Annotated in this window: 11 protein-coding genes and 1 pseudogene; 4 read left to right on the top strand and 8 right to left on the bottom strand. The window is 73.3% G+C overall.

What is annotated here, in order from left to right; all coding sequences use genetic code 11:
• Positions 1-22 precede the first annotated feature (22 nt).
• Together ACY1JF_RS24945 and ACY1JF_RS24940 are read right to left on the bottom strand one after the other, a co-directional pair.
• On the bottom strand, positions 23-1,096 hold the full coding sequence (locus tag ACY1JF_RS24945; RefSeq protein ID WP_462707476.1) for a Gfo/Idh/MocA family protein: 1,074 nt from the start codon (positions 1,094-1,096) through the stop codon (positions 23-25).
• A 254-nt stretch (positions 1,097-1,350) separates the two neighbouring features.
• Positions 1,351-2,790 carry a sugar transferase gene (locus ACY1JF_RS24940; protein ID WP_462707475.1) on the bottom strand — a complete coding sequence of 480 codons (1,440 nt, stop codon included), beginning with the start codon at positions 2,788-2,790 and terminating at the stop codon, positions 1,351-1,353.
• Between the two features lie 347 nt (positions 2,791-3,137).
• Between ACY1JF_RS24940 and ACY1JF_RS24935 the strand changes: the two genes are divergently transcribed.
• Genes ACY1JF_RS24935 through ACY1JF_RS24925 form a run of 3 tightly spaced genes read left to right on the top strand, consistent with a single transcriptional unit; the run spans position 3,138 to position 6,463 of the window.
• Positions 3,138-4,019 (top strand): glycosyltransferase family 2 protein, encoded by an 882-nt coding sequence (locus ACY1JF_RS24935; protein WP_462707474.1) that lies wholly within the window; start codon positions 3,138-3,140, stop codon positions 4,017-4,019.
• Between the two features lie 25 nt (positions 4,020-4,044).
• Complete coding sequence (locus ACY1JF_RS24930) at positions 4,045-5,355, top strand: MFS transporter (RefSeq protein WP_462707473.1); 1,311 nt, start codon at positions 4,045-4,047, stop codon at positions 5,353-5,355.
• Between the two features lie 43 nt (positions 5,356-5,398).
• Positions 5,399-6,463 carry a TolB family protein gene (locus tag ACY1JF_RS24925; RefSeq protein ID WP_462707472.1) on the top strand — a complete coding sequence of 355 codons (1,065 nt, stop codon included), beginning with the start codon at positions 5,399-5,401 and terminating at the stop codon, positions 6,461-6,463.
• A 389-nt stretch (positions 6,464-6,852) separates the two neighbouring features.
• Here the strand turns inward: ACY1JF_RS24925 and ACY1JF_RS24920 are convergent, their stop codons facing one another.
• Positions 6,853-8,565, bottom strand: coding sequence for a subtype B tannase (locus tag ACY1JF_RS24920; protein ID WP_462707471.1), 1,713 nt, complete (start codon positions 8,563-8,565; stop codon positions 6,853-6,855).
• Positions 8,566-9,076: 511 nt separating this feature from the next.
• Between ACY1JF_RS24920 and ACY1JF_RS24915 the strand changes: the two genes are divergently transcribed.
• Positions 9,077-9,640, top strand: a complete 564-nt coding sequence (locus ACY1JF_RS24915; RefSeq protein ID WP_462707470.1) for a DUF2690 domain-containing protein — start codon at positions 9,077-9,079, stop codon at positions 9,638-9,640.
• A gap of 257 nt (positions 9,641-9,897) precedes the next feature.
• Here ACY1JF_RS24915 and ACY1JF_RS24910 read toward each other — a convergent pair.
• The 5 genes and pseudogenes from ACY1JF_RS24910 to ACY1JF_RS24890 all read right to left on the bottom strand — a co-directional run.
• Positions 9,898-10,221, bottom strand: a pseudogene (locus tag ACY1JF_RS24910) (transposase); the annotation flags it as partial.
• A 366-nt stretch (positions 10,222-10,587) separates the two neighbouring features.
• Positions 10,588-10,821, bottom strand: a complete 234-nt coding sequence (locus ACY1JF_RS24905; protein WP_462707469.1) for a helix-turn-helix domain-containing protein — start codon at positions 10,819-10,821, stop codon at positions 10,588-10,590.
• On the bottom strand, positions 10,821-11,318 hold the full coding sequence (locus tag ACY1JF_RS24900; RefSeq protein ID WP_462707468.1) for a DUF2975 domain-containing protein: 498 nt from the start codon (positions 11,316-11,318) through the stop codon (positions 10,821-10,823). The genes ACY1JF_RS24905 and ACY1JF_RS24900 overlap by 1 nt, the downstream gene beginning before the upstream one ends.
• Before the next feature lie 31 nt (positions 11,319-11,349).
• Positions 11,350-11,949, bottom strand: coding sequence for an FAD-binding oxidoreductase (locus ACY1JF_RS24895; RefSeq protein ID WP_462707467.1), 600 nt, complete (start codon positions 11,947-11,949; stop codon positions 11,350-11,352).
• Positions 11,936-13,648 (bottom strand): IlvD/Edd family dehydratase, encoded by a 1,713-nt coding sequence (locus ACY1JF_RS24890; RefSeq protein WP_462707466.1) that lies wholly within the window; start codon positions 13,646-13,648, stop codon positions 11,936-11,938. Before ACY1JF_RS24890 ends, ACY1JF_RS24895 begins: the two co-directional genes overlap by 14 nt.
• Between the last annotated feature and the right edge of the window lie 4 nt (positions 13,649-13,652).

The raw sequence follows: 13,652 nt of genomic DNA, 5'->3' as shown, positions 1-13,652 counted from the left end.
CTCAGTGTGGTGGTACGGCCGGTCAGCGCCCGGCGCGCAGGCCGACGACGGCGCCCTTGAACTCCAGGCTCCGGGACGCCGCCTCGAGGATGTCCAGCACCCGCAGTCCCGCCCGGCCGTCGGTCAGCGGTGCCCGGCGGTCGTGGACCGCGTCGGCGAACTCGTCGACCATGGAGCGCAGCGCCTCCTTCTCGGTGAGGGCGGGCGCGACCATGTCCCCGGAGCGGTAGGAGACCAGCATGTCGCGGCGCTCGTCCGCGCCGATCTCCTGGGGTGAGGCGAGGTCCACGCCGCGGTCGTAGATCGCCACCCGCTGCAGGGGGTTGAGGTCGTCCCACAGGAGGGTGCGTTTGGCGCCGCCCACCATGGTGGTGCGGACCTTGGTCGGCGACAGCCAGTTGACGTGCACGTGGGCGATGGCCCCGGTGTTGAGCTGGAGCGTCAGATAGGCGACGCAGGCCTGTCCGGCGCCGATCGGGTCGGCGCCGTGGGCGGCGACGGCGACCGGCTCGACGTTGTCGGGCAGGATGAAGTCGAGGATCGACAGGTCGTGCGGGGCGAGGTCCCACAGGACGTCGATGTCCTTCTGGACGAGGCCGAGGTTGATGCGGACCGAGTCGACGAAGTGGATCTCGCCGAGTTCGCCGGAGCGGACCGCCTCCCGGATGCGGCCCACGGCGGGGGTGTAGCAGTAGGTGTGGTCGCACATCAGGGTCAGGCCGCGTTCCCCGGCCTCGGCCACCAGGCGCGTTCCGTCGGCGTAGGTCGCGGCGAGGGGTTTCTCCACGAGGACGTGCTTGCCCGCGCGCAGGGCGGCCAGGGCGATGTCGAGGTGGGTGCCGGCGGGCGTGGCGACGGCCACGGCGGCCACCTCGGGGTCAGCGAGGACGGCCGCGTAGTCCGCGGTGGCCTGGACGGTCGAGTAGCCGCCGAGGACCCGCCGGGCGCGTTCCACGTCGAGGTCGCACAGCCAGCGCAGCCGGAAGCGGTCGCTGGCCTGGAAGTTGCGTACGAGGTTGGGTCCCCAGTAACCGGCGCCGACGACGGCGACCCCCAGTGGCCGCCGTGGCGCGGCTGTCTTCTTCCCTCGGTCCATCAGTATTCCCCCCGGTCCATCAGTAGTCCCCCCGGTCTGTCCGTGGTCCCCGGTCCATCAGCAGTTCCCGGTCCGGCCGCGGGCCCCGGTCCCTGCTCGGGCCCCGGTCTCGCCGTAGTTCCCGGTCCGGCCGCGGGCTCCGGTCCCTTCGTGAGTCCCGGTCCGGCCGCGGGCTCCGGTCTCGCCGTAGTTCCCTGCCCGTCCGCCGGCGCCGACCCGTCCGCGGGCCCCGTCCCCCTCCGGGCCCCCGTCCATCAGTAGGCCCCCGTTCCCCGCACCACCGCGGACCCGGTCCGCAGCAGGATCGACAGGTCGAGGCTCATCGACCAGTTGTCCACGTAGCCGAGATCGAGCCGGACGGCCTCCTCCCAGGGCAGGTCGGAGCGGCCGCTGACCTGCCACAGACCGGTGAGGCCCGGTTTGACGAGCAGCCGGCGTTTGATGTCCGGTGAGTACTCCTCGACCTCCTCCGGCAGCGGGGGCCGGGGGCCGACCAGCGACATGTGGCCCCGTACGACGTTGAGCAGCTGCGGGAGTTCGTCGAGGGAGCTGCGGCGCAGGAACGAGCCGACGCGGGTGACGCGCGGGTCCTCCCTCACCTTGAACAGCAGCCCGTCGCTGTTCTGGTTGAGATGGCTCAGCTCCGCCCGCAGCGCCTCCGAATCCGGGCGCATGGTGCGGAACTTGAGCATGGTGAAGTGATCCCCGTAGCGGCCCACGCGCTGCTGGCGGTAGAACGCCGGCCCGGGGCTGTCGAGGCGCACCACGAGGGCGATGACCAGCATGGGCAGCGCGAGCAGCAGCAGGAGCACGGCGGCGAGGGAACGGTCCAGCAGCTCCTTGGGCAGCCGGGCGGCCCGCGAGAGGTTGGGCGCCTGGATCCGCACCAGCGGCACTCCGCCCATGGGCCGGACCGCCAGCCGTGCCGCGGCGATGTCGCAGACCATCGGGGCCAGCAGGAAGTCGACGCCCCGCGCGGCCGCCGTCCAGGACATCCGGCGCAAGGCGGAGGCGTGGAGACCGGGCGCGGGCAGCACCACCACGGTGCCGATGCCCAGGGTCCCGACCACGTCGTTCATGTCTCCGACGCCGCCGAGCACGGGCAGTCCCGTCCGGCGGATCTCGGCGGCGTTCTCCGGATCGCTCAGGCAGACCCCGGCGATCCGCAGCTCCTGGACGTCCCCGCGCCGCAGTACGGTGACCAGTTCCAGGAGGCCGCGCGCCGGTCCGACCAGCAGCGCCGGACTGCGGCCCCGGCCCCGCGCCCAGCGCCGGTGCAGCCGGCGGCGCAGCGCGTACCGGGCGGCCGTACCGGTCGCGGCGACCGGCACGGCGGACATGATCATGTCATGAAGAAGGGCCGCATCACGGGCGAACAGCCAGTAGACGGCCGCGGACAGGGCCGGGAGCGCCACGGCGCCGCGCGCCACCCGCCGGTACTCCTCGGTCCCCAGGCCCAGGACACCGCGGTCGTAGGAACGGTGAGCGAGCATGATCGCGATCCAGGCCGGCGGCAGCACCAGGACCACCGCCCACCGGTCGTACGCCCCGTGGACCGACAAGGCCGCGACGACGGCCACCAGACCGTCCGCGACCAGCAGGACGGTCCGGTACTTCCGGTCCCAGGGTCTTCGGCGAACCTGCGGACGCCCACGCTCCACATCCACCGGCTCATGCGTGACCTCAATGGTCATGGCCCCCCACCACCACACGCGCAACTACCCCCGGCCGCGCACACGGAATGTACGGTCACTGGTCCGCGGCCAGGGCTGGATCGGCGCCGACGTGTCTCCTCACACGGCGGCACCGGACGTTCGAAAAGCCGTCAGCGGTTCCCCAACCGCTTCATAGCGCCTGCTTTTCCGGTCATCGCTTCACCGCCGGACCGGAGTTCATGGCCGTGCCCGCCATGCCGTCAGCGGCACGTTCCCCTCCCTCATCACCGACCCGGCGGAGGTCAATCTAGACCATGGAACACAGCCACGGGAACAGTTGGACGAAACATGCCTCACAAGGGTGACACCGACGGCATACTGCCCAGGTGACGAGCATCGTGATCCCGGCGCACAATGAGGCGCGTGTGATCGGCCGGCTCCTCGATTCGCTGTTGACCGGCCCCGCCGGGGGCGCCGTCGAGGACTCCGCCCGGGACTTCGCCGACGAGACCGACATCGTGGTCGTGTGCAACGGCTGCACCGACGACACCGCGCGGATCGCCGCCGAACGCGGCCCCCGTGTCCGCGTCGTGGAGATCCCCGTCCCCTCCAAACACGCCGCCCTGCGAGCGGGCGACGAGCACGCCCTCGGCTTCCCCCGGCTCTACGTGGACGCCGACGTCGTGATCACGCCCGCCGGGGTGCGCGCCCTGGCCGGACCCCTGGCCGACGACGGCTCCGGTGTCCTGGCCACCGCTCCCGAGCGGCGGATCCCGCTGGCCGCCTGCGCCTGGCGGGTACGGGCGTACTACCGGGTGTGGCAGCGCCTGCCGGCCGTGCGCGAGGGGCTGTTCGGCCGGGGCGTCATCGCGGTCTCCGAGGCCGGGCACGCCCGCATCGCCGCACTGCCGCCGCTGATGGCCGACGACCTGGCGGCGTCCTTGGCCTTCACCCCGCGCGAGCGGCTCGTGGTCGGCGCGGCCGAGGTCGTGGTCCAGCCGCCGCGCACCTGGGCGGACCTGATGAGACGGCGGGTGCGGGCGGCGGTGTCCACCGCCCAGGTGGAACAGCGGCAGAAACCGGAAGACGCCTCGGCGCGCACCAGCGTCGCCGATCTGCGGGCCCTCGTCCGCGCGGAGCCGAGGCTCCTCGTGAGCGTCGCCGTCTTCGTCGCGGCGGCGGTCGTCGCCCGCCGCAGGGCCCGGAAGGCCATCCGGGCCCAGGACTTCGGCACCTGGCTGCGGGACGACAGCAGCCGGCAGGACTGAGCCCACCGCACGGGGAGTCGCGCACATGTACCTCACCGACCGTTCCGCCCCGCCGGCGGACACCGGGCCGGGCCGAAGACGCGGGCCCCGGCCCCGGATCGCGCCGGTCGTCCTCGTCCTGGGTACCGTCAGCCTGATCACCGACATCTCCTCGGAGATGGTCACCGCCGTCCTCCCGCTCTACCTCGTCACCACGCTCGGCTTCAGCCCGCTGGCGTTCGGCACCCTCGACGGCGTCTACAACGGCGTCAGCGCCCTGGTCCAGCTCACCGGCGGCCATCTGGCCGACCGCGTACGCGACCACAAGCTCCTCGCGGGCCTCGGGTACGGGCTGTCCGCGCTGTGCAAGCCGCTGCTCCTGCTGGCCGGCGGCATCGGCACGCTCGGCACGGTGCTGGCGCTGGAGCGCACCGGCAAGGGCCTGCGCACCGCGCCGCGCGACGCGATGATCTCCCTGTCCACACCGGCCGCGCACCAGGGCCGGGCGTTCGGTGTGCACCGGGCGATGGACACCACCGGCGCGATGCTCGGCCCGCTGGCCGCGTTCCTCATCCTGAACGCGGCGGCCGACGGCTACGACGCCGTGTTCGGCGTGAGCACGTGCGTGGCCGTGCTCGGAGTGCTGGTGCTGGTGCTGTTCGTGCCCCGGCGGGGACGGGGCACGGCCGCGGGGGCGGGTGGTACCGGTGAAACGGACGGGGCCGGCGAGCCGGACGCGCCGGGCACCGGCGGCGCCGGGCCCCCCGTCCGCGTGCGCGAGGCACTGGCACTGCTGCGCCTGCCGCGCCTGCGGGCCCTCGCCGGCTGCGCGGCGCTGCTCGGTGCGACCACCGTCAGCGACGCGTTCGTCTACCTCCTCCTGCAACGCCGCGCGGGCGTCGGCGAGGAGTGGTTCGCCCTGCTGCCGCTGGGCACCGCCGCGGTGTTCCTGCTGCTGGCCGTCCCCATGGGCGCGCTGGCCGACCGGACCGGCCGCCACCGCGTGTTCCTCGCCGGGCACCTGGGCCTGCTCACCGCCTACGCCCTGCTGCTGTGGGCCCCGGGCACCGGGCTGCTCGTCCCGCTCGTCCTCGCCCTGCACGGCGCGTTCTACGCGGCCACCGACGGGGTGCTCCCGGCCGCGCTGGCCGGGATCGTGCCCGACCGCCTGCGCGCCAGCGGCCTCGCCCTCGTCGGTACCGGCCAGGCCCTGGCCCGGTTCTGCTGCTCGCTCGGCTTCGGCGCCGCCTGGACGATGTGGGGCGACGGCCTGGCGCTGGCCGGCTCGGCGATCGGCCTGCTGTGCTGCGCGGCCGTCACCGGCCTGGTCCTGCGGCCCGCCCGCCGGCTCCGATGACCACCACCGAGACACCCCGGACGCGACAAGGACACCGACACCGATGACATCACTGCGCCGCCGCCTGCTCATACTCGTCGTGGCGGTCCTGGTGCTCGCCGGCACGGCGACCGGCATGGTGCTGCGCGCCGCCGGCCGCGCGGACCACGCCGGCCGGTCCCGGCCGGGCGACCCCACCGTGCGCGCCGGCACGGTGACCCTCGGGCAGAAGGACCGGCTGGCGTTCGTCAACGGGACCGCCGGCCCGCACCGCGCGGCGGTGGCCTCGGTACCGTCCACCGATCCCGGAGGCGACCGGACCGCCTCGGACCTCACGTGCGTGCGCTTCTACGCGGCGGCCGGCACCGGCGTCTGCCTCCAGTCGGACCCCGGTGTGCTCAAGCAGAGCAACCGCGCCCTGCTGCTCGACTCGCGGCTGCGCACCAAGCGCACGTTCACGCTGGCCGGGACGCCCAGCCGGGCCCGGGTGTCACCCAGCGGGCGCTTCGCCGCCTGGACCGTCTTCGTCTCCGGCGAGTCCTACGCGTCCACCTTCTTCTCCACCCGCACCTCGATCCTGGACACCCGCACCGGGAAGCTGGTCCCGAGCCTGGAGACGTTCGCCATCACGCTGGACGGCGAGCCCTACCGCGCCGCGGACGTCAACTTCTGGGGCGTCACCTTCGCCGCCGACGACGACACGTTCTACGCCACTCTCAACACCGCCGACAAGACGTACCTGGTGCGCGGTTCGGTCTCCGGGCAGTCGGTCACCACTCTGACCGAGAACGTGGAGTGCCCCTCCCTCTCCCCCGACGGAACCCGGATCGCCTTCAAGAAGCGGGTGCTGTCCCGTACCGACCTGTGGCGCGAGTACGTCCTGGATCTGCGCACCCTGCGCGAGACACCGCTGGCCGAACGCCACAGCGTCGACGACCAGGCCACCTGGCTGGACGACGACACCGTCGCCTACGCCCTGCCCGCCGACGGCAGGGCCGGCAGCAGCGACCTGTGGAGCGTACCCGCGAACGGCACGGGGAGCCCCCGGCTGCTGATCGCCGGGGCCTCCTCCCCCGCCCCGCTGCGGGCGTCCGCGCCGGCGGCGCCCCGGCCCACCGGCCGGTGGTGACCGGCCACAGCCCGGTCCGCTCGGCCGCCTGCGTCCACCGCCGGTGAGGTGCAGCCGGGCGACCGCGGACAGGGCCGCCGCGGCCCCGGCGCCGATCAGGGCCGGACGGCCGACCGGCCCGGTGCCGCGGCGCCGGGCCGGCGCCGGCAAGGCGTGCACGACCGTCGGCGCAGCGGACGGCCCTCGCCCGTACGCCTCCGACGCGCTCGCGGGAGGAGTCCGGCAGTCCGACGGCGGCTGATGCCGCCGCCCGCGCTCACCCGCGGGTGGACGGCCCCGCCGGGGGGGGGGGGGGGGGCCCGCGCCCCGCGCCCCCCGGGGGGGGCCCCGCCCCGCGGGGCGGCCCGGCGGACGGGCGGCGCGCCACGGGTCCTCGGCGGACGCGCCGGCTATCCGCGGTGGCCGGCGGAGAGCGGGTCGCCGGCCTCGCGGACGACGCCGTCGATCCAGGCCATGGCCTCGGGTACGTCGTAGTTGCCCCCGTGCGGCTGGTTCCAGGCGAGCCGGTAGTCCAGGTTCTCGACCTGCCGGTCAGAGGCGAGGGCGCGGTCGAGGTTGACCGAGACGGTGAACGCGGTGTCCCGGTCGCGGGTGCCGTGCCGCACGTACCAGTTCGGCGCGGTGTCGGCACCGGTGCCGATGAAGTCCATCGGGTTAATGAGGTGTACCTGGTCGTCGACGGCGGTGCTCTTCTTCGCGGTGTACCGGTCCCAGGTCAGGCCGGTGTCGTCGACGCCGCTGCCGTCACCGGCGACGTCGTTGTGGTTCCAGCCGTACTCGGTGTAGTTCATGTACTTCTGCGTCGGCGGGCCGAAGAGATCGGTCTCGGTGCCGCTGGTGGTGTTCCCGTCGACGCCGACGGCGTCGAAGGCGGGGGTGGTCTTGAGCGTGGCCTGGGTGGCGACGAAGGCGAGGTACTTCGCCATGTCGACGGAGCGCACCTTGCCGGTGGCGTCGTCGACGTCGATCCAGTCGTTGACGTACGTCTTCGTGGTGGGCGAGCCGCCAGGGCCGCCGGACGTGATCTCGAAGGTGCCGCCCAGCGGCGGGATGGTGTGGGCGGGGTCGGCCTTCAGGTAGGTCTCGGCGGAGCGGACGACCTCCTTCTCGATGGCGTCCAGCATGGTCGCCGCGGTGAGCCGGGAGCCGTCCGGGTTGCGCAGCCCGAGGCTCCTCTCGTACGCCGCGAACCGGGCGGCCAGTTCCGCGGCCGCCTCGGGGGAGGCGTCGGAGCCGGTGGCGTCGCGGGTCCCGAGGGTGTTGTACAGCCACTCGTAGGCGATGTCGGCGTTGCCGAGGTCGGTGATCGGGCAGTACGCGTTGACGGCGAAGACGTCGTCGCGCAGGGTGCTGCGCCCCTTGGCGTCGATGCCGGCGGCGCCGACGGCGGCGAGGTAGGGGTCGTACTCGGCGCTGTTGCCGGAGGCGCCCAGGATCGACACCAGCGCGCCCCCGCCGCTGGTGCCGTTGATGACGATCCGCTCCGCGCTGCCGGGCATCACGGCGTCGTTGAGGCGCAGGTAGCGCACGGCGGCCTTGGCGTCGACCACGGCTGCGGGGGCCTTGCCGGGAGCCGAGCCGTCGGCGCCGACCAGTCCGCGACTGCGGTTGGCGACGTCGACGAAGACGTACCCCGCCTTCAGGGCGGCGCCGACATTGCTGGTCGAGCTGTTGTAGGAGGTGCCGGCGGTGACGCTCGCCCGCAGGTGACTGGCCTTCCAGCCACTGTTGTTGACAGCGAAGTAGACCGGGGCCCGCTGGTCCTCGAAGGCGCTTTCGGGGACGAACACGTTCATGCTCTGGTAACCGCAGGCGGTGTCGGGGATCGTGGTGCCGCCGCCACCGGGACCGCCGGGCTGCTGGGGCGCCGCCGCGACCGGGTCGGCGACGTAGCAGATCTCCTTGTACCAGCGCACATTCATCGGCAGGCCGTCGACCGTGACGCTGATCGTGGTGTAGGCGGCGGAGTCGAAGTCCAGCGCGGCGTCCTGGGGGTCCGTGACCTGGCCCCGGTGCCGCGCGGCGGTCGCGTCGGCGGCGGCTGCCGCGACGGAGGCCGGCACCACGGCGGCCGTGAGCGCGAGAGCACCCGTGAAGGCCATACCTCTCAGGAGATGGGCGCGGGCCGCCCGGCGTCCTGCCGGCCGGGTGCGTCCCGCACGTCCGAAGGACGCGGAGTGCGACTGCATGGAGTCTCCCCTCATCGAGCACCAAGTGCCTCGCCGATGCCTCGGGCTCAAGGCGAGACGCACGTTACAAGATTGTCAACAATATGCACAGCAATCTCACGGACTTTTCTGAGTCCGGGACGGGCCGGTGGGAGACGGCGGAGCGGACAGGGGCGACGGAGCGGCCTCGCGCCTCCCGGCGGTGGGCCGGGAGGCGCGCGCCTCCCGGCCGGGGTGTCGTACCCGGCGGCCGGCCCTCGCCTGCACCCCCCGCGGGGCGACCGCGCGCCCGTTACCCGGTACGACGGGGGTCGTTGGCCGGACGAGAGGCGCGTGAGCCGGGGGACGCGTGGGCCGCGACGCTGCCCGTGCGTCCCGACACGCCCTCCTCCGTGACACCACGGGGTGGCTTTCCCCTCCCCGTCCAGAGCACCCAGGCGGTCCCATGACGACGAGCAGCACCGACAACAACTCCGCGATGCCCCCCGAGCCGGCCACGCGGCCGTCCGGTCCCCGGCCCGAGGGCGGGCGCGGATGGAACAGCGCGACCACCGTGGCCTACGCCGTGGCGATCGTCAGCGCCCTGGCGGCCGCCGTCCTGTCCCCGCTGGGTGAGCACGTCATCAACACGTTCCTGGAGGAACCCACCTGCCCCGGTGAGGCGTGCGACGGGAAGAACCCCGGCAAGCAGGGCTGCGACGGCGACGCGCGCACCTTCGAACCGGCCGCCGGCAACCCCGCCGAGCTCCAGCTCCGCTACAGCGAGGACTGCCAGGCCGTATGGGCGAGGATCGAGCGCGGCAGCAAGGGGGACATGGTCACGGTCGAGGCGACCGGAGGCGCGAAGCGCGCCGCCGAGATCGGCTACGGCGACGACCAGTACACCCACATGGTGCGCGTGGACGACGATGAATTCGAGGTCACCGCCTGCGCGGTCCCCAAGGCGGGCGGCAGGAGCACGTACGACTTCTACTGCATCCACGGGACCGAGGCGACCGCCTGGCAGTGACCGCGCGCCGAGGACGACCAGGATGCGCGTCCGGGGCCTTCTCGGTCTCGCGCATCCGCCCGCCCTCCTCCCGAGCGCCCTCCCACGGCCCCGTTCCCCACGGCGGCACGGCGGCCCCCGGGCGGATGCCTTTCACGCGCGGGAGGCGGGTGGCGCCCCGTCACGCGACGGCCGCTCGGGCAGGGGCCGCAGGGGTGCCTCCATGTCCTTCGTCAAGGCATCCCTGTCGGGTCTGGGGTGATTCGGTCTTGCTGGGGTCATGCGGCGAGTTCGACGTTCGCGGGCGTGCGGGGTTCGTAGAAGGTGCCGTCGCGGAGCGTGGCGAACAGGACGCTGATGCGTTGACGGGCCAGGCGCAGGAGGGCCTGGGTGTGGGTCTTGCCGCGGGCGCGTTGTTTGTCGTAGTAGGTGCGGGAGGCGGGGTCGGCGTTCATGCAGGCGAAGGCGGACAGGAACATCGCCCGTTTGAGCTGCCGGTTCCCGCCTCGGAGTGCGTGTTCGCCGTGGATCGAGGTCCCCGACTGCTTCGTGGTGGGGGCGAGGCCGGCGTAGGAGGCGAGGTGGGCGGCGGCGCCAAACCGGTCCGCTCCGCCCGCTCCCCCCTTACCGGCTTCGGCTCGTCGGGGTGGATCTCGACGAAGTCCCTGAGGGGGCTGGAGCGGTGGCCGTGTCCCACGGTGTGTGAGGTGTGCGGACGGGGGCGGGCCGACCGCTGCGGGGCGTCGGTGCCGGGAACCGGTGCGGACGCGAACGCCGTTGTGTTCGAACGGAAGGCCGGGCCGCCGGTGGTGGCACGGCGTTTACGAGTGGGTCCGAGGTTCCCCCGGGCAACGGGGGAACCTCACCTTCCGGCTCACCGCGCAACCGAACGCCGAACGGGCGATCAGTCCGGCCGGTCTGCCGAGGTGACACGTCCGCGGGCCCGGAAGGCCGGGCCCGCAGGGATGCTACCTGTGCGACTCGTCTTCCCCGGGATCGTCGGGCACCCAGCGCAGGACGTCGCCGGGCTGACAGTCCAGCGTGCGGCAGATCGCGTCGAGCGTCGTGAACCGCACCGCCTTCGCGCGGCCGTTCTTCAACACGGCGATGTTGGCGGGCGTGATGCCGACGGCAGCGGCGAACTCACCGACCGACAGGTGGCGCCTGGCGAGCTGGAGGTCGAGATCGACGATGATCGCCATCAGACCACCTCGGCGATCTCGGCCTGCAGGTCCACCGCCTTGCCCAAGAGGCCCCGCATGATGACCGTGAGCATCGTGAACGACGCCCCCACGGCGACGCCCGCGAGCGCGGCACCGGTGGCGCCGATGAGTTCCATGCCGTCGGTGGGCGAGGGGATGTCGGCCACGAGCAGATGCCCAGCGACTCCGATCGCCAGCAGCGTCGCCACGATCGAGGACCCGATGATGATGTCGACCCAGCGGAAGGCCAGCGGCGTGAAGATCGCATCCCGTTCGACCATGGCGAGCAACATCCACACCGCGATGAGCGCGACTTGGACGCAGACGACGCCGACGATCGCCACCGTCACGTAGGGAGCGGCGAAAGGAGCGTAAGGAGGGAAGCGGTCGACCTCATCGGCCGCTGTCGTCGGGATGACGACGATCTGGCCGAAGAGACCGAGCAGGATCGCTGCGACGACACCGGCCCGCAGCATGGCTATAAAAAGGCGATTCATCTATCGATGATCGATCGGTATCGATCGAAAGTCAATCGGCCTGGCCGTCTCCGGTGACGCTCGGACGGGGTTTGTCGGCGCGCGGGGCCGTTGATGGCCTGGAGTGTTGCGGGTTGGGAGCGTCTACTGCCTTCGGCTCGCCAGGGCCAAAGTTGTCGGCGACGACCCCGCCGGTGGTGCAGGCGGCCTCGCCGGCCGGGTCGGGGCCGGGCTTGCGCCCGTGGCGGGCCAGGCGGGTGTTGACGGCGCGGACGGTCGCGCCCGGCCGGACGCGGACCCGGGTGCCGTCGTCGAGGACCTCGGCGGAGCGGAAGTGGCGGCGGGTGTCGGCCAGGACCCCGTGGTTGGCGGCCTGGCCGGACAGGCTGGTGCCGCCGGAACGGAACGCCAGTGACGGGTCCCCCGCGGCCGCGGCCCGCAGGAGGCCAGCGGCCTGGGCCGTGTCCCGGGGGGTGACGACGGTCTGCGGTACGAGCGGGTAGTGGAAGGCGTCGTGGGTGAAGGACAGCCGGTCGGTGGCCCGGCCGGTGACCGTGCCCGGTGCCGCCGCCTCCAGCCGTGCCAGCAGGTCCGGGCCGGCGGCGAGCGGACGGCCGGGGTCCGCGGCGCGGGCCCGGTCAGTGCGACTCACGGCTGACCTCCGAGCCGCTGGAGCCGACGAGGAAGTCCAGGTCGGCGCCGGTGTCGGCCTGCTGGACGTGGTCGACGTAGAGCCGTTCCCAGCCGCGGCGGGGGGCGGCGAAACCGGCGACGGTGGCCTCGTCGGGGGTGCGCCGGGCGAGTTCCCCGGCGGGGACGTCGAGGTCGATGCGGCGGGCCTCGACGTCCAGGCTGATCATGTCCCCGGTGCGTACCAGGGCGAGGGGGCCGCCGGCCGCCGCCTCGGGGGTCACGTGCAGCACGACCGTGCCGTAGGCGGTGCCGCTCATCCGGCCGTCGCAGACGCGGACCATGTCGCGTACGCCCTGTTCGAGCAGTTTCCTGGGCAGCGGCATGTTGGAGACCTCCGGCATCCCCGGGTAGCCCTTGGGGCCGCAGCCGCGCAGCACCATGACGGAGTCGGCGTCGATGTCGAGGTCCGGGTCGTCGACGCGGGCGTGGAAGTCCTCGATGGAGTCGAAGACGACCGCCCGGCCGCGGTGGCGCAGCAGGTGCGGGGAGGCCGCCGCCGGTTTGACCAGGGCGCCGCCGGGGGCGAGGCTGCCGCGCAGGACGGCGATGCCGCCCTCGGCGACCAGCGGTTTCTCGCGGGTGCGGATGACCTCGGGGTCCCAGACGGGGGCGTCGTCGAGGTGGTCCACCAGCGGGGTGCCGTCGACGGTCAGGGCGTCGGGGTCGAGGAGGTCGCGGACCTCGCGCAGGACGGCGAGCAGTCCGCCGGCGCGGTGGAAGTCGTCCATGAGGAACCGGCCGGCCGGCAGCAGGTCCACCAGGACCGGCACGCGGGAGCCGATGCGGTCGAAGTCGTCCAGGGTCAGGCCGACGCCGAGGCGGCCGGCGATCGCCAGCAGGTGGACGACGGCGTTGGTGGAGCCGCCGACGGCCGCGAGCGCCACGATGGCGTTGTGGAAGGACGCCTCGGTGAGGAAGGCGCCGGGCCTGCGGTCGGCGGCGACCATGTCCACGGCGAGGCGGCCGGTGCCGTGCGCCGCCTCCAGCAGGCGGCTGTCCGGGGCGGGGGTGCCGGCGGTGCCGGGCACGGTGGTGCCGAGCGCCTCGGCGACGAGGGCCATCGTGGAGGCGGTGCCCATGGTGTTGCAGTGCCCGCGGCTGCGGATCATCGCCGACTCGGAGCGGGTGAACTCCTCGTTCGACAGCGTGCCGGCCCGGACCTCCTCCGAGAGGCGCCACACATCGGTGCCGCAGCCCAGCGGCGTGCCCCGGAACGTGCCGGTCAGCATCGGTCCGCCGGGGACGACCACCGCGGGCAGGTCCACCGAGGCGGCCGCCATGAGCAGCGAGGGGATGGTCTTGTCGCAGCCGCCGAGCAGGACGACACCGTCGATCGGATTGGCCCGGAGCATCTCCTCCGTCGCCATGGCCGCCATGTTCCGCCAGAGCATGGCGGTGGGGCGCATCTGGGTCTCCCCCAGTGACACCACGGGGAGTCCGAGGGGGATGCCGCCGGCCTCGTACACACCGTTGCGGACGGAGGCGGCCACCTCGGTCAGGTGCGCGTTGCACGGCGTCAGGTCGGAGGCGGTGTTGGCGATGGCGATCTGCGGCCGGCCCTCGAACGCGTCGCCGGGCACCCCCCGGCGCATCCAGGCCCGGTGGATGTAGGCGTTGCGGTCCTGACCCGCGTACCACTGTGCGCTGCGGAGCTTCACACAC

The organism is Streptomyces sp. SYSU D01066-1, assembly GCF_054956795.1.
Note: the sequence above shows the minus strand (reverse complement) of the source record. Positions and strands in the feature narration are given on the sequence as shown.